At 63.0% G+C, this 15,789-nt stretch carries 13 protein-coding genes; 10 read left to right on the forward strand and 3 right to left on the reverse strand.

The features are described 5' to 3' along the window. Positions 1 to 409 precede the first annotated feature (409 nt). The 3 genes from ACVW1C_RS36995 to ACVW1C_RS37005 all read right to left on the reverse strand — a co-directional run bounded on the left by ACVW1C_RS36995 (position 410) and on the right by ACVW1C_RS37005 (position 3,558). Complete coding sequence (locus tag ACVW1C_RS36995) at positions 410 to 1,378, reverse strand: DUF4238 domain-containing protein (RefSeq protein WP_456762472.1); 969 nt, start codon at positions 1,376 to 1,378, stop codon at positions 410 to 412. 24 nt (positions 1,379 to 1,402) lie between these two features. Further along, on the reverse strand, positions 1,403 to 1,687 hold the full coding sequence (locus ACVW1C_RS37000) for a hypothetical protein (protein ID WP_456762473.1): 285 nt from the start codon (positions 1,685 to 1,687) through the stop codon (positions 1,403 to 1,405). Between the two features lie 665 nt (positions 1,688 to 2,352). Further along, positions 2,353 to 3,558 carry an ABC transporter substrate-binding protein gene (locus ACVW1C_RS37005; RefSeq protein ID WP_456762474.1) on the reverse strand — a complete coding sequence of 402 codons (1,206 nt, stop codon included), beginning with the start codon at positions 3,556 to 3,558 and terminating at the stop codon, positions 2,353 to 2,355. 183 nt (positions 3,559 to 3,741) lie between these two features. On the opposite strand from ACVW1C_RS37005, the gene ACVW1C_RS37010 reads away from it, so the two are divergent. The 10 genes from ACVW1C_RS37010 (at position 3,742) to rpoB (ending at position 15,751) form a co-directional block, all read left to right on the forward strand. Beyond that, entirely contained in the window at positions 3,742 to 4,506 is a 765-nt protein-coding gene (locus tag ACVW1C_RS37010) for a FadR/GntR family transcriptional regulator (protein ID WP_456763269.1), read from the forward strand. A gap of 54 nt (positions 4,507 to 4,560) precedes the next feature. Continuing rightward, positions 4,561 to 6,174, forward strand: coding sequence for an acyl-CoA synthetase (locus ACVW1C_RS37015; RefSeq protein ID WP_456762475.1), 1,614 nt, complete (start codon positions 4,561 to 4,563; stop codon positions 6,172 to 6,174). Between the two features lie 332 nt (positions 6,175 to 6,506). Beyond that, positions 6,507 to 6,698 carry a preprotein translocase subunit SecE gene (gene secE / locus ACVW1C_RS37020; RefSeq protein WP_173637168.1) on the forward strand — a complete coding sequence of 64 codons (192 nt, stop codon included), beginning with the start codon at positions 6,507 to 6,509 and terminating at the stop codon, positions 6,696 to 6,698. 20 nt (positions 6,699 to 6,718) lie between these two features. Further along, positions 6,719 to 7,252, forward strand: coding sequence for a transcription termination/antitermination protein NusG (gene nusG, locus ACVW1C_RS37025; protein ID WP_044538613.1), 534 nt, complete (start codon positions 6,719 to 6,721; stop codon positions 7,250 to 7,252). 130 nt (positions 7,253 to 7,382) lie between these two features. Next, positions 7,383 to 7,811, forward strand: a complete 429-nt coding sequence (gene rplK, locus ACVW1C_RS37030) for a 50S ribosomal protein L11 (protein WP_066499365.1) — start codon at positions 7,383 to 7,385, stop codon at positions 7,809 to 7,811. Between the two features lie 6 nt (positions 7,812 to 7,817). Next, a complete protein-coding gene (gene rplA, locus ACVW1C_RS37035; RefSeq protein WP_029081784.1) occupies positions 7,818 to 8,510 on the forward strand; it encodes a 50S ribosomal protein L1 in 693 nt (230 codons plus the stop codon). Positions 8,511 to 8,707: 197 nt separating this feature from the next. After that, the gene (locus ACVW1C_RS37040) at positions 8,708 to 9,661 is read left to right on the forward strand and encodes a 2-hydroxyacid dehydrogenase (RefSeq protein WP_456762476.1); all 954 of its coding nucleotides are present in this window, start codon (positions 8,708 to 8,710) and stop codon (positions 9,659 to 9,661) included. Positions 9,662 to 10,240: 579 nt separating this feature from the next. Beyond that, complete coding sequence (gene rplJ / locus ACVW1C_RS37045; protein WP_050402242.1) at positions 10,241 to 10,759, forward strand: 50S ribosomal protein L10; 519 nt, start codon at positions 10,241 to 10,243, stop codon at positions 10,757 to 10,759. Between the two features lie 54 nt (positions 10,760 to 10,813). Continuing rightward, positions 10,814 to 11,191 (forward strand): 50S ribosomal protein L7/L12, encoded by a 378-nt coding sequence (gene rplL, locus ACVW1C_RS37050; RefSeq protein WP_050420389.1) that lies wholly within the window; start codon positions 10,814 to 10,816, stop codon positions 11,189 to 11,191. Positions 11,192 to 11,632: 441 nt separating this feature from the next. After that, positions 11,633 to 15,751, forward strand: a complete 4,119-nt coding sequence (gene rpoB / locus ACVW1C_RS37055; protein ID WP_456762477.1) for a DNA-directed RNA polymerase subunit beta — start codon at positions 11,633 to 11,635, stop codon at positions 15,749 to 15,751. The last annotated feature ends 38 nt before the right edge of the window (positions 15,752 to 15,789 follow it).

Consider the following 15,789-nt stretch of genomic DNA (forward strand, 5'->3'; position numbering starts at 1 on the left):
ATAAAGCCATGTTATTCGTGGCACATTGCGCCCAATTTGGTTTGATGAGAATCAATCCCTCGATGTCGGACAACTGTTGCTGCCGTGGTTGTTCGCTCGCGGCGGTGCAGAAGCCCTGCTTTGGACGGCGCAATTTCTAGCCCAGTCCGCCTCTCTCGCCTGTAGTGGGGCCGTGGCAGCAAGGATAATGCCGAACAGCGAAACATATGAGTAGCGTGATAGGCCCGTCGCTCGTTTGGCCCGGACGCGGTCTAGAACAGTCTGCCAAGTATATGTTTTCCCGACGCCCCATGCTCCTGTAATGCACAGAACTTCTGGTTCGGGTGATTTCAAAAATCGTTCGATCTCGTTTTTAACCGCCTCCGCTGAGGTCATTTGAGTTTCGCTCTCCCTCCAAGTGGTTGCTGGATCACTCGCCTTCCTTGGTCTGTTCAGGTTGGGCAAGAATTCGGTGCGTGGAGACTAGAACGTGGCCGCTTCCATGCGGGAGCTTGTGCGTCACCGGTTCGATGCGGTAGCGGCGGTTCTTGGCAACGAAGTCCTCGATCCAATCCCCATCATCGCGGAAGAAGATCATGTCCTCCGCGCAACGCACTAGCAGGCGATTGATTTCGAGGACTTCGGAGCGCCTCAAATAGCGGTGCGTGGCGTTAAACTTTGCAAAGGTGATGTCGGGCTTCACGCCTGACAGGTTAATGTCCGGCTTGATCCGCACGGCGATGTCCGGCGCAAGAGGTACGATGCGGTTAATCGGGGTATTGATGTCGAACGCCTCGATGGCAGCCGGGTAGTCGCTAGTGAAGAATGGACTTTCATTTTCGCCGTTGTGCAGGATTTCCCACGGCGAATTTCCGAAAACAGAAGTGTGGTGCAGAATGTTGGCAATCGCGATGGCCTGCGGATATTTGGGATCAACCGTAAACTTCACGGTACCATCAGCCAATAGTTCGGTGATCGACTTTCCGCCGAGAATTTCCGGCGCTTGCGGGATTGCGCCCTGGTTGTCGAGCATGACCGCCGTTGCCTCAAGCTGGGCTTTGAGGGGGCCGGAGTGCAGACGCATCGCCGTAGGCGAGCACGCCACGATGTAGGCGGCAAATCCCGCAAGGCTGGCGATAGCTTCCTGATCCATCTTGTTTTCGCGCAACTTCGCGACCGAAGCGTTGTAGCGCGGCTCAACATCCTTCAGGAACTCTTCAACGGCACGATCCTTCGTGAGGTATGCGTTGGTACTGCCCTCCTCAATGCGGCACACGTCCTGCGATTTGGTCGGGAACCGCTTCAGGTCCGATTTGCGGATGGCGTACATCAAGCCATCCATCGCCGGAGAGTAGAAGTTTTTCAGGTGAACCTGCGAGACGTAATGATCGAGCGCCATGGGTTTCTATCTACGGCGTTCTGATTAGCAGGCAGCAACAAGAGGCGACATAACGATAGTGCCATCCAGCGTCCGGTAGAGATACTGGACTTGGCCGCCCAATCTGACGAATGCAGCCATGACATCCAAGCTGCAAACGGAGTTCTTTGTCGCAATATCCATCTTCGAGGCCAGATCGGCCACAGTCGTATTGTTTGCTTTTAACCGAGCATCGAACTCGGCTTTGTCGATGTTCCAGACTGCAGCGATTATGACCCGTGGCCCTATGGCAATCGCGGTGGACATCGTGATATTTGCGTTCATCTTCATTGGAAGCGTCGCGGCCAAACCGGCCTGGGCCTCTCGCGCCTTTTCTCAGACGTTGAACTTTGTGAATTTCGAGAAGCACTCCGGGCCATCTTCCGCTGCTACTGCGCTCGCATTGCACGCCAGCGCGGCCCCCAAGATTACGATCGACAAAAGGCGCACCAACCGGCCCCCTAAAACCAGAAGGAGAGTATTTCGCGGGCACACGCTAAGCGCAAGGGGCAGACCTGTTGCTTCGTGCGAGGAGTGGCAAGGGACCGGACGGGCTAAGAGAGGGCGGCAGGAAGGCCGCACACGCGGCCGCGCCACGCACACTTAGCCCGCTCGTTGGAGTGTTTAGCTCACGGTGCGCAGAAGAAGCTGCTCGCTGCCAATTGAACCGGACATTACCGTCGCTAGTCGGGGCAGATCGCGAACGAGCTGCTAACGGTTTTGCTAACAAACCACCTGAAACAGGACGGGATTGAACGAAACTAGAACGGCTTCGAAGGGCGAAAAGGCCTAATAGAACAGGATGATCTGTGCGCGGCAGGGACGAGAAGGGAAGCACCTAGCCGAACTCCAAAACCGGGGGTCGCAGGTTCGAGCCCTGCCACTCCTGCCAGCTTTTACCCAATTATTTGAATATGTTGGCCGAGGTCCTGGGCCCCGGCCATTATCGTATTCACTCACCTGATGAGCGGGCAGCCGCCGTCCTTCAGCGGACGGAACGCCTGGTCGCCGGGCACCTCGGCGAGCACCTTGTAGTAATCCCACGGCGCCTTCGATTCCTCGGGCTTCTTGACCGCGAACAGGAACATCGAGTGCACCATGCGGCCGTCCTCGCGCACCACGCCGTTGTCGGTGAAGGCGTCGCGCACCGGGGTCGCGCGCATCTTCGCCAGCACCGGCTTGGTCTCCTTGGTGCCGGCGGCCTTCACCGCATTGAGGTAGTGCAGGGTGGCGCTGTAGGTCGCGGCCTGGTTCATGGTCGGCATCCGCTTCATGCGCTCGAAGAAGCGCTTGCCGAAGGCGCGGGTGCGGTCGTTGAGATCCCAGTAGTAGGCCTCGGTGATGATCAGGCCCTGCGCGAGCTTCAGCCCGAGGCTGTGGATATCCGAGATGAACATCACGATCCCAGCCAGATTCTGTCCGCCCGCGACGATGCCGAACTCGGCGGCCTGCTTGATCGCGTTGATGGTGTCGCCGCCGCCATTGGCGAGGCCGACGATCTTGGCCTTCGACGATTGCGCCTGCAGCAGGAAAGACGAGAAGTCGGGCGTGTTGAGCGGATGCCGGGCGCTGCCGAGCACCTTGCCGCCGGCGGCGCGGACCACATCGCCGGTGTCGCGCTCGATCGAATGGCCGAACACGTAGTCGGCGGTGATGAAGAACCAGCTGTCGCCGCCGCTCTTCACGATCGCGCTGCCGACGGTGTGGGCGTTGGCGTAGGTGTCGTAGGTCCAGTGCAGCGTGTAGGGCGAGCAGGACTTGCCAGTGATGTCGGAGCTCGCCGCGTCCGTCACGATCATGATCTTCTCGAACTGCTTCGACATCTCCATGCCGGCGAGCGCGGTCGCCGAGGTCGGCATGTCGATGATCATGTCGACGCCTTCGGCCTCGTACCATTTGCGGGTGATGGTGGCGGCGACGTCGGCTTTGTTGAGGGCGTCGGCGGTGACGAGCTCGATCGGCTTGCCGAACATCGAGCCGCCGAACTCCTCGATCGCCATCTTGGTGGCCTCGACATTCCCGGCGCCGCCGATGTCCGAATAGACCGACTGGAAATCGGTCAGCACGCCGATCTTGAGCGGCGTCTGCTGCGCGAGCGCGGGCCCCGCCAGAACGGCGGCGATCAGGCCGGCGGCGGACAGACTCGTGACGATGGATTTCATGGTGATGCGCCTCCCAGGATGTTCTTATCGGTTTGTCCGACAAAGCTAGATTTGCCCGGTTCCGCTGTCAATTCGTGCCGGGCGGGTGCGACAATCCGGCCAAGAACAGCCAGTTTGACGCTCCAAATGCCTTCGCCTATTCTTTGTCCGACAAACGACAATCGGGAGCCTCCCGGAGTGAAGATGCCCGCCACGCCGCTGTTCCGACGCATCGATGTCGCGCCGGCCTACCAGAAGGTCGCGGACGCGATCGAGCGCGAGATCATCAACGGCCGGATCAAGCCGGGCGAGCCGATCGGCACCGAGCAGCAACTGGTCGCGCAGTTCGGCGTCAACCGCTCGACGGTGCGCGAGGGCATTCGTGTGCTCGAGGAGGGCGGGTTGATCCGCCGCGATTCCAGTCGCCGCCTGCAGGCCTGCCTGCCGCGCTACAACAAGCTGGCCACGCGGCTGTCCCGCGCGCTGATCCTGCACGAGGTGACGTTCCGCGAATTGTTCGAGACGTCGATGACGCTGGAGGTCGCGAGCGTCGAGGGGGCGGTGGAGCGGGCGACCGAGGCGAACATCGCGGCGCTCGCCGGCAATCTCGACCGCAGCGCGGCTGTCGTCGGCAATCCCGCCGATCTCGCCGAGCTCGATGCGGAATTCCACGTGCTGATGGCCAAGGCCTCGCAGAACCGCGTGCTGCAGCTCGCCCGCGAGCCTGCCGCACAGCTGTTCTTTCCGACCACCGAGATGATTGTCGGCGGCGTGCCGGAGGGCGGCGCGCGCCTTGTCGAGGCGCATCGCCACATCCTCGATGCGATCACGCGGCGCGACAAGGAGGCCGGCGTGCTGTGGACGCGGCGGCATTTGCAGGACTGGCGGCGCGGCTTCGAGAAGATCGCCTCGCTCGATCGCTCGGTCGAGCACACCTACATGGAACACGCCTACGCCGCCCGGCAATAGCGACTACGCGGCGAAGACAAGACAACGACAAAAAGCACATTCGGGAGGGACTTCATGAGCGGAGACATCGCAGCAACCATCCAGCGCGCCCGCGAGCACAGCATCGGCGATCTATTGCGCCGGTCGGCCAAGCGCTACCCCGACAAGACCGCGCTGATCTGCGGCGAGGTGAGCTGGACCTTCGCGGAGCTGGACGCGATCTGCAATCGGCTCGGGCGCGGCTTGCTCGCGCTTGGCATTGCGAAGGGCGATCGCGTTGCAGTGCTGTCGCGCAACTCGCACGGCTTCGCCGCGCTGCGTTTCGCAGTGGCGCGGATCGGCGCGATCCTGGTGCCGATCAACTTCATGCTCAATCCCGACGAGATCAATTTCATCCTCGCCAACTCCGGTGCGAAGCTGCTCGCGGTCGGGCCCGATTTCGTGGAGACGGCGCGCGCTGCGGCCGCCAAGGGCTCGGCGGTCGAAACCCTGATCTGGCTGCCCGGCGAGGATCCGGCCACCGCGCCCGACGGCATCACGACGTTCGACAGCCTGCTGCACAGCGACGCCTCGGCGCCGGAGGTCTCGGTCGACAGTCGCGATCCCGCGCAGATCATCTACACCAGCGGCACGGAGTCGCTGCCGAAGGGCGCAATCCTCACCCATGAAGCCGTGATGTGGCAGTATGTCAGCTGCATCATCGACGGCGGCATGGCGACCGACGACACCGTGCTGCACGCGCTGCCGCTGTACCATTGCGCGCAGCTCGACGTCTTCCTGGGACCCGCGATCTATCTCGGCGCCACCAGTCTCATTACCGGCAAGCCGGTGCCCGACAATGTCCTGGCGCTGATCGCGGCCCACAGGATCAACGCGTTCTTCGCGCCGCCGACGATCTGGATCGCGATGCTGCGCTCGCCCGCGTTCGATCGCACCGACCTGTCGTCCCTGCGCAAGGGCTATTACGGCGCCTCGATCATGCCGGTCGAGGTGCTGCTCGAATTGCAGCGCCGGCTGCCCGACGTGAAGTTCTGGAATTTCTACGGCCAGACCGAGATCGCGCCGCTCGCGACCGTGCTGGCGCCGGAGCACCAGCTGCCGAAGGCAGGCTCGGCCGGCAAGCCCGCGATCAATGTCGAGACGCGGGTGGTCAAGCCGGACATGACCGACGTCGGGGTCGGGGAGGTCGGCGAGATCGTGCACCGCTCGCCGCATCTCTTGTCCGGCTACTACAACGATCCGGTCAAGACCGCGGCGGCGTTTGCCGGCGGCTGGTTTCATTCCGGCGATCTCGCGACCGTCGATGCCGACGGCTACATCACGGTCGTCGATCGCGTGAAGGACATGATCAAGAGCGGCGGCGAGAACGTCGCGAGCCGCGAGGTCGAGGAGATGATCTACCGGCTGCCCGCGGTGTCGGAGGTCGCGGTGGTCGGGCTGCCCGATCCGCGCTGGATCGAGGCGGTGACCGCGATCGTGGTGGCCAAGGCGGGCGAGAGCCTCGATGCCGAGGCCGTGATCAAGCACTGCGCGGCGTCGATGGCCCATTTCAAGGTGCCGAAGCGGGTCATCTTCGTCGACAGCCTGCCGAAGAACCCGAGCGGCAAGCTGCTCAAGCGCGAGTTGCGCCAGCGCTATGTCGGCGGTGCCACGCTGGATCAGGCGGTCCAGAAGAGCTTTGCCGGGTGATCCAGCCGGCCGCCGCGGTGGGCGGCCGGGGCAACGGACCTCGCACCATCAGCCTAAGTCCTTGATTCGAGGGGCCCCGTTCCGATCCGCCGCGGGCGCGGCCGGGGTGGGGCGCGACCCCGCCGACCTTGACCTTTGGCCGGTCTCGCAGTAGATACCCGGCACTCGCAGCCGGCCCGCTTTGATCGCGGATATCCGGCGCGGCCTAATTCCCCGAACATTCGAGCTCGTTTATCGGCTCAACCTTCCAAACGAGGGCTGGGTCCGCAAGGTCGGCTGTTCGGATTCCTTGAAACGTTGCAAATCGTCCGGAGACGGGCGCGGATCTCACGATGGCTTTCAGCCCGTTCAAATTCCTGCAGGAAGTGCGCTCGGAGACCGCCAAGGTCACCTGGCCGACGCGCCGCGAGACGACCATCACGACCATCATGGTGTTCGTGATGGTGGCGCTGGCCTCGATCTTCTTCTTCGCCGCGGACCAGGTCATCCGCTACCTCATCACCCTGATACTGGGCATCCACTGATGAGCATGGGAACTCAATTGATGGACAAGCGCTGGTACATCGTTCACGCCTATTCGAACTTCGAGAAGAAGGTCGCGGAATCGATCCGGGAGCAGGCCAAGCAGCGCGGGCTGGAAGAGCTGTTCGAGCAGGTGCTGGTGCCGACCGAGAAGGTCACCGAGGTGCGCCGCGGCCGCAAGATCGACGCCGAGCGCAAGTTCTTCCCGGGCTATGTGCTGGTGAAGATGAAGCTGACCGACGAGGCGTTCCATCTGATCAAGAACACCCCGAAGGTGACCGGCTTCCTGGGCGCTGAAAACAAGCCGATGCCGATCTCGGAATCCGAGGCGATGCGGATCCTGCACCAGGTGCAGGAGGGCGTGGAGCGTCCCAAGGCGTCGGTATCGTTCGAAATCGGCGAGAACGTGCGCGTGGCCGACGGCCCGTTCGCCTCGTTCTCCGGCGTGGTGGAAGAAATCGACGAGGCGCGCTCGCGCGTGAAGGTCGCGGTGTCGATCTTCGGCCGTGCGACCCCCGTGGAACTGGAATTCGGTCAGGTCGAAAAGGTGGTCTGACCGGACGGCGTGGGGTATATGCCCCGCGTCAAGTGAGAGGCCGTGGGAGGAAGGAGGCGGTCGCCAGCCCCTTCAACCGAACCACGGAACCTGAAACCGCCGGCACCGTCCGGCACAACAGGAGCGATAAATGGCAAAGAAAGTGACCGGATACCTGAAGCTTCAGGTCCCGGCCGGTGCGGCGAATCCTTCGCCCCCGATCGGCCCCGCGCTTGGTCAGCGCGGTCTCAACATCATGGAGTTCTGCAAGGCGTTCAACGCGCAGACCCAGAAGGAAGAGAAGAATACCCCAATCCCGGTGGTGATCACGATCTACGCCGATCGTTCGTTCACCTTCGAGATGAAGACGCCCCCGATGTCGTTCTTCCTCAAGCAGGCTGCCAAGATCCAGTCCGGCTCGAAGGCGCCGGGCCGCGACAAGGCCGGCCAGGTGACCAAGGCGCAGGTGCGCGAGATCGCCGAGAAGAAGATGAAGGACTTGAATTGCGACACCATCGAATCGGCCATGAAGATGGTCGAGGGCTCTGCCCGTTCGATGGGTCTGGAAGTTGCGGGGTAACTGGCCATGGCAATCGGAAAGCGTTTGAAGAAGGCCCGTGAGGGTGTCGATCGCGAGAAGCTCTACCCGCTCGCGGACGCCATCAAGATGGTCAAGGAGCGCGCCAAGTCGAAGTTCGACGAGACGATCGAGATCGCGATCAATCTCGGCGTCGACCCGCGTCACGCCGACCAGATGGTCCGCGGCGTCGTCAACCTGCCGAACGGAACCGGCCGTACGCTCCGCGTCGGCGTGTTCGCGCGCGGCGCCAAGGCTGAGGAAGCCAAGGCCGCCGGTGCCGACGTCGTCGGTGCCGAAGACCTGGTCGAGAAGGTGCAGGGCGGTGCGATCGACTTCGATCGTTGTATCGCCACCCCCGACATGATGCCGCTGGTCGGCCGCCTCGGTAAGGTGCTCGGTCCGCGCGGCATGATGCCGAACCCGAAGATCGGCACCGTGACCATGGACGTCACCAACGCCGTGAAGGGCGCCAAGGGCGGCTCGGTCGAGTTCCGCGTCGAGAAGGCCGGCATCGTGCAGGCCGGCATCGGCAAGGCCTCGTTCTCCGAGGACAAGCTGGTCGAGAACGTCAAGGCGCTCGCGGACGCGGTCTCCAAGGCGAAGCCGGCGGGTTCCAAGGGCACCTACATCCAGCGCGTGGCGGTTTCCTCCACCATGGGCCCGGGCGTGAAGGTCGAGCCGGGCACGATCCTCGGCTGAGGTTTTCGTCGTGACGAAATAAAGAGGGGCGGGATCGGGCAACCGGTTCCGCCCTTTGTTTTGCCGGAGCGTTTTCGCGCGAAGTGGCCACCGGCTCGCATCAAGAAGACGCGCCAAGACAACAATCCAAAGCCTCGTTCCGATTCAATCGGAACGGAAAAGGCTCCAGGTGAAGCCGCTCGCAGGAAACAACAACAATGCCCGATAAGGTGCTGGTCTATTCGCGCTTTCCGAGAAACGAGCTGGTGCGCTTCGGCGAGCGCTACGAGCTGCTGAATGCCGCGGGCAAGCGGCCGACCGAGATGTTTTCGGCGGCGGAGCTCGGCGAGATCCGGGCGATGGTCACGGCGGGCGGGACCCCGCTTGGCGGCGAGGCGATGGACATGCTGCCAAAGCTTGGCGCGATCATCTGCTACGGCACCGGCTATGAGGGGATCGATCTTGCCGCAGCGGCGAAGCGCGGCATTGCGGTTGGCCACAGCCCCGGCGCCAATGCCGCATCGGTTGCCGACATCGCGGTGACGCTGATGTTGGCGGCGGCCCGCCGCCTGCCGGTCGCCGATAATTACGTCCGCAGCGGTGACTGGATCGCCGCCAAGCCGTCGCCGATGATGCGGCCGCAGGCCGGCATGCGCGGCCGCAAGGTCGGCGTGTATGGTCTTGGCGAGATCGGCCGCAAGATCGCGGCGCGGGTCGCGGCGTTCGAGACCGAGGTCGGCTATTTCAGCCGCTCACGGCAGGACGTGCCGTATCAGCACTTTCCGAGCCTTGAGGCGCTCGCCGACTGGTGCAGCGTGCTGATGATCGCGGTGCGCGCCGGCGCGGACACGGTCCATGCCGTCAATGCCGATATCCTGCGCCGGCTCGGCAGCAGCGGGATCGTGGTCAATATCTCGCGCGGCTCCGTCATCGACCAGAAGGCACTGGTCGCGGCACTGACCGATGGCGCAATCGCCGGCGCCGGCCTCGACGTGTTCGCCAAGGAGCCGCATGCGCCGGACGAACTAACGGCGCTGCTGAACGTCGTGCTGTCGCCGCATATCGGCGGCCACACCCTGGAATCGCACGTGGCGATGCAGGACTGCGTGCTCGCCAATCTCGACGCGTTCTTCGCCGGCAAGCCGCTGCCGTATGAGGTAAGGGGCGCCTGAGCGGCTGGCGGTTCCGGTCTCGAAACCGGTTCCCCGGCCGCAATGTGAAACTGGTCTGAAATTTGCTCTTGGCAAGCAGGGCGGGACCGGTTACATAGCGGCTTCCGGGCGTGCTGGCACTTGCTGGCATGTCTGTGCTCGCATTCCGAAAACCTGAGATGATAGGAGATCATTCCTTTCCGCATGCCCGCAAGGATGCTCGAAAGGAAGGAGACCCGTCGCCTCCGATGGAATGAGAGCAGGGCATTCGGCCCCGGCCGATAGCCCGATCCTGTCCGAGACTGCAGGCGCCCGCGAGAACTTCGTGTTTTCAATGGCTTAATCGCATGGCCTGCATAGACGGGTGAAGACCGGATTTTGTGCTCCACGCCGCGGCCTGTTCGCGGCTCGGAGGCTGGTTTGGTTCGAACCTCGACAGCCCATGGCCGCAAGGCTCTGGGAGGGCAGGCTTCTAGATGTCGTCTTGCCCGGCATGTCCGAAGGGTCTTGCGCCCAACGGATCAGGTTTAGGGCGGGACGATGGGTGCAACCCGGCGGTCCTGCCTTCGCGGAAAGGCCGCCAACCGGAAAGAGCTTGCTGTGGAACGAGCGGCAAAAAAAGAGTCGGTCGAACAACTCAACGAGGTCTTCAAGACCACGTCGGTTGCGATCGTTGCTCATTATTCCGGCCTCACCGTGGCCCAGATGCAGAAGCTGCGCATGCAGATGAAGCAGGCGGGTGCGTCGGTGAAGGTCTCGAAGAACCGTCTCGCCAAAATTGCTCTTGAAGGCACTGACGTCGCTGCCATCGGCTCCCTGCTGAAGGGGCCGACCGTGATCGCTACTTCGAACGATCCGGTTGCGGCGCCAAAGGTTGCCATCGAATTCGCCAAGGCGAACGAGAAGTTCGTCATCCTCGGCGGCTCGATGGGTAAAACCGTCCTGAATGTCGACAGCGTGAAGGCGCTTGCCTCACTGCCGTCGCTCGACGAACTGCGCGGCAAGATCGTTGGCCTCCTCGTGGCGCCGGCGACCAAGCTTGCTCAGCTGTCCAACGCGCCCGCGGCCAAGCTCGCACGCGTCATTCAGGCTCATGCCTCAAAGAGCGAAGCGGCCTGACCCCTTCGCTAATCTCAAACCTGGTTCGAACCAAACGTTTAAGGAAACAGATCAATGGCTGACTTGCAGAAAATCGTCGACGACCTCTCGAGCCTCACCGTGCTCGAAGCCGCCGAACTCGCCAAGCTCCTCGAAGAAAAGTGGGGCGTGTCCGCCGCTGCCGCCGTCGCGGTTGCCGGCCCGGCTGCCGGCGGCGCTGCCGCTGCTCCGGCTGAAGAGAAGACCGACTTCACCGTCGTGCTGGCTGCCGCCGGCGACAAGAAGATCGAAGTCATCAAGGAAGTCCGCGCCATCACCGGCCTGGGCCTGAAGGAAGCCAAGGACCTCGTCGAAGGCGCTCCGAAGCCCGTCAAGGAAGGCGTCAACAAGGACGAAGCCGACAAGATCAAGGCCCAGCTCGAGAAGGCTGGCGCCAAGGTCGAACTCAAGTAATGCGCGATCCGGGAGCGCCACGCGGCGCTCCCGGGCCATGCAAGCGGCGTGCGACAGGTTGTCGCGTGGCGCGCCGGACACAAAAAAGTGTGGGGATGCGTGGACTTAACCCTCGAATCTCCTTTATTGCCATCCCATATCGGGTCGGCAGCGGAAAAACACGGTAGGCGGCGGGGGCGGCAGGGCCCTCGGCGGAAGCCGTTGGGAGACAGTCAGATTTCGGGCTTTTTCAGTCCGTAAAGCGGAGCGTTTGGACGGGCGGGTGCAGTGATGCGCCTCGCGCGTCGTTTTGCGTTTTGGAGGTGATGGGGCCGGGCCGGGGATTTAATTCCTGACTTTGCGCTTTGTTCCTTCGGGACGATTCGAAATTCAACCCGGGGGCGATGGCAATCGCGTTCCGGAAGGTTCGCCCCACAAAGGCGACGAAAATGAGAGGCCACGATGGCGCAGCAGACATTCACCGGTCGCAAACGCGTACGCAAGTTTTTCGGTCACATCAAGGAAGTCGCCGAGATGCCGAACCTCATCGAGGTTCAGAAGGCGTCCTATGACCAGTTCCTGATGGTTGACGAGCCGGCCGGCGGTCGCCTCGACGAGGGCCTGCAGGCGGTGTTCCGCTCGGTATTTCCGATCTCGGATTTCTCCGGCACCTCGATGCTCGAATTCGTCCGCTACGAGTTCGAACAGCCGAAATATGACGTCGACGAGTGCCGCCAGCGCGGCATGACCTTCGCTGCGCCGCTCAAGGTGACGCTGCGCCTCATCGTGTTCGATATCGACGAGGAAACCGGCGCCAAGTCGGTTAAGGACATCAAGGAGCAGGACGTCTACATGGGCGATATCCCGCTCATGACGATGAACGGCACCTTCGTCGTCAACGGCACCGAGCGCGTCATCGTCTCGCAGATGCACCGTTCGCCCGGCGTGTTCTTCGACCACGACAAGGGCAAGACCCATTCGTCCGGCAAGCTGTTGTTTGCCGCGCGCGTGATCCCGTATCGCGGTTCCTGGCTCGACATCGAGTTCGACGCCAAGGACATCGTGTTCGCGCGTATCGACCGCCGCCGCAAGCTGCCCGTGACCTCGCTGATGTACGCGCTCGGTCTCGACGGCGAGCAGATCCTGTCGACCTTCTACAAGAAGATCACCTACAAGCGGACCAAGGACGGATGGCGCGTGCCGTTCGATGCCAACCGCTTCCGCGGCTATTCGACCGTCAACGACCTGATCGACGCCGACACCGGCAAGGTGGTGCTCGAGGCCGGCAAGAAGCTGACCGTGCGCAGCGCGCGTCAGATGCAGGAAAAGGGCCTCAAGGCCCTGCGGATGTCGGATGAGGAGCTTGTCGGCAACTATCTCGCCGAGGACCTCGTCAACCCGAAGACCGGTGAGATTTACGCCGAAGCCGGCGAGGAGATCACCGAGAAGTCGCTCAAGGTGCTGAACGAGCAGGGCTACAAGGACCTGCCGCTGCTCGACATCGACCACGTCAATGTCGGCGCCTATATCCGCAACACGCTGTCGGCCGACAAGAACTTGACGCGTGAGGACGCGCTGTTCGACATCTACCGCGTGATGCGTCCGGGCGAGCCGCCGACGCTGGATTCGGCGCAGGCGATGTTCCAGTCGCTGTTCTTCGATGCCGAGCGCTACGACCTCTCCGCGGTCGGCCGCGTCAAGATGAACATGCGCCTCGAGCTCGATGCGCCCGACACCCATCGCACGCTGCGCAAGGAAGACATCCTGGCGGTCATCAAGACGCTGGTCGACCTGCGCGACGGCAAGGGCGAGATCGACGACATCGACCACCTCGGCAACCGCCGGGTGCGCTCGGTCGGCGAACTGATGGAGAACCAGTACCGGATCGGCCTGCTCCGCATGGAACGCGCCATCAAGGAGCGCATGTCGAGCGTCGACATCGACACCGTGATGCCGCAGGACCTGATCAACGCCAAGCCGGCGGCTGCCGCGGTGCGCGAGTTCTTCGGTTCCTCGCAGCTGTCGCAGTTCATGGACCAGACCAACCCGCTGTCGGAGATCACCCACAAGCGGCGCCTGTCGGCGCTTGGCCCGGGCGGTCTGACCCGCGAGCGTGCCGGCTTCGAAGTCCGCGACGTGCATCCGACGCATTACGGCCGTATCTGCCCGATCGAAACGCCGGAAGGTCCGAACATCGGCCTGATCAACTCGCTGGCGACGTTCGCGCGCGTCAACAAGTACGGCTTCGTCGAGACGCCCTATCGCAAGATCAAGGACGGCCGGGTCACCGACGAGGTGGTCTATCTGTCGGCGATGGAAGAGGGCCGCTACCGCGTCGCGCAGGCCAACGTGCCGCTCGATGCCAAGGGCCGCTTCACCGACGACCTCGTGGTCTGCCGTCATGCCGGCGAAGTGCTGCCGGTGACGCCGGACAAGGTCGACTACATGGACGTGTCGCCGAAGCAGCTGGTTTCGGTCGCCGCGGCGCTGATCCCGTTCCTCGAGAACGACGACGCCAACCGCGCGCTGATGGGCTCGAACATGCAGCGCCAGGCGGTGCCGCTGGTTCGCGCCGAGGCGCCGTTCGTCGGCACCGGCATGGAAGGCGTGGTCGCCCGTGACTCGGGCGCGGCGATCGCCGCGCGCCGCTCGGGCGTGATCGACCAGATCGACGCCACCCGCGTCGTGATCCGCGCCACCGAGGATCTCGATCCGACCAAGTCGGGCGTCGATATCTACCGGCTGATGAAGTACCAGCGCTCCAACCAGTCGACCTGCATCAACCAGCGTCCGCTGGTGAAGGTCGGCGACATCGTCAAGAAGGGCGACATCATCGCCGACGGTCCGTCGACCGATCTCGGCGAGCTCGCGCTCGGCCGCAACGTGCTGGTCGCGTTCATGCCGTGGAACGGCTACAACTTCGAAGACTCGATCCTGCTCTCCGAGCGGATCGTGAAGGACGACGTGTTTACCTCGATTCATATCGAAGAATTCGAGGTGATGGCCCGCGACACCAAGCTCGGTCCTGAGGAAATCACCCGCGACATTCCGAACGTTTCGGAAGAAGCGCTGAAGAACCTCGACGAAGCCGGTATCGTCTACATCGGCGCGGAAGTCCGCGCCGGCGACATCCTGGTCGGCAAGATCACGCCGAAGGGCGAGAGCCCGATGACGCCGGAAGAGAAGCTGCTCCGCGCCATCTTCGGCGAGAAGGCCTCCGACGTCCGGGACACCTCGCTGCGCGTGCCTCCGGGCGTGCAGGGCACCATCGTGGAAGTCCGCGTGTTCAACCGCCACGGCGTCGACAAGGACGAGCGTGCGCTGGCGATCGAGCGGGAAGAGATCGAGCGTCTGGCCAAGGACCGCGACGACGAGCAGGCGATTCTGGACCGCAACGTCTACAACCGCCTCGCCGAGCTGCTGGAGAACCGCCAGGGCATCGCCGGCCCGAAGGGCTTCAAGAAGGATACCAAGATCACCCGTGCGGTGCTCGACGAGTATCCGAAGTCGCAGTGGTGGCTGTTCGCCTCGCCGAACGACAAGCTGATGGCCGAGATCGAGGCCATGCGGAAGCAGTACGACGAATCGAAGAAGGGCCTCGAGCAGCGCTTCCTCGACAAGGTCGAGAAGCTTCAGCGTGGCGACGAGCTGCCGCCCGGCGTGATGAAGATGGTCAAGGTCTTCGTCGCGGTGAAGCGCAAGATCCAGCCCGGCGACAAGATGGCCGGCCGTCACGGCAACAAGGGCGTGGTGTCGAAAATCGTGCCGATCGAGGACATGCCGTTCCTCGAGGACGGAACGCATGCCGACATCGTGCTCAATCCGCTCGGCGTGCCTTCGCGCATGAACGTCGGTCAGATCCTTGAGACCCATCTCGGTTGGGCCTGCGCTGGCCTCGGCAAGCGCATCGGCCAGACCATCGACGCCTACTATCAGAAGCAGGATCTCAAGCCGCTGCGTGAGACCCTGAAGAAGATCTATGGCGAGGATGAAACCATCAAGTCGCTGAACGACAACGAGCTGGTCGAACTCGGCCGCAACCTGAGCCACGGCGTGCCGATCGCAACGCCGGTGTTCGACGGCGCCAAGGAAGCCGACATCGAGGAGATGCTGAAGCTCGCGGGCTTCGACGCCTCCGGCCAGTCGACCGTCTATGACGGCCGTACCGGCGATGCGTTCGATCGCAAGGTGACGATGGGCTACATCTACATGCTCAAGCTGCACCATCTCGTGGACGACAAGATCCACGCGCGTTCGATCGGTCCGTACTCGCTCGTCACCCAGCAGCCGCTGGGCGGCAAGGCGCAGTTCGGCGGCCAGCGCTTCGGAGAAATGGAGGTCTGGGCGCTGGAAGCGTACGGCGCCGCCTACACGCTGCAGGAGATGCTGACGGTGAAGTCGGACGACGTCGCCGGCCGTACCAAAGTGTACGAGGCGATCGTGCGCGGCGACGACACCTTCGAGGCCGGTATTCCGGAATCGTTCAACGTGCTGGTCAAGGAAATGCGCTCGCTCGGCCTCAACGTCGACCTGCACAATTCCAAGGTGGGACCGGCGCCGACGTCGGAAGCGGCCGAGTAACGCGTTGATTTACGCCCGGCGCGAAAGCGCCGGGCCTT

This window comes from Bradyrhizobium sp. USDA 4011, from assembly GCF_054063415.1.

Coding starts and splice junctions, on each gene's coding strand:
- ACVW1C_RS36995 (WP_456762472.1), bottom strand. CDS start 1,378: ATGGCGCTCGATCATTACGTCTCGCAGGTTCACCTGAAAAACTTCTAC.
- ACVW1C_RS37000 (WP_456762473.1), bottom strand. CDS start 1,687: ATGAAGATGAACGCAAATATCACGATGTCCACCGCGATTGCCATAGGG.
- ACVW1C_RS37005 (WP_456762474.1), bottom strand. CDS start 3,558: ATGAAATCCATCGTCACGAGTCTGTCCGCCGCCGGCCTGATCGCCGCC.
- ACVW1C_RS37010 (WP_456763269.1), top strand. CDS start 3,742: ATGCCCGCCACGCCGCTGTTCCGACGCATCGATGTCGCGCCGGCCTAC.
- ACVW1C_RS37015 (WP_456762475.1), top strand. CDS start 4,561: ATGAGCGGAGACATCGCAGCAACCATCCAGCGCGCCCGCGAGCACAGC.
- secE (WP_173637168.1), top strand. CDS start 6,507: ATGGCTTTCAGCCCGTTCAAATTCCTGCAGGAAGTGCGCTCGGAGACC.
- nusG (WP_044538613.1), top strand. CDS start 6,719: ATGGACAAGCGCTGGTACATCGTTCACGCCTATTCGAACTTCGAGAAG.
- rplK (WP_066499365.1), top strand. CDS start 7,383: ATGGCAAAGAAAGTGACCGGATACCTGAAGCTTCAGGTCCCGGCCGGT.
- rplA (WP_029081784.1), top strand. CDS start 7,818: ATGGCAATCGGAAAGCGTTTGAAGAAGGCCCGTGAGGGTGTCGATCGC.
- ACVW1C_RS37040 (WP_456762476.1), top strand. CDS start 8,708: ATGCCCGATAAGGTGCTGGTCTATTCGCGCTTTCCGAGAAACGAGCTG.
- rplL (WP_050420389.1), top strand. CDS start 10,814: ATGGCTGACTTGCAGAAAATCGTCGACGACCTCTCGAGCCTCACCGTG.
- rpoB (WP_456762477.1), top strand. CDS start 11,633: ATGGCGCAGCAGACATTCACCGGTCGCAAACGCGTACGCAAGTTTTTC.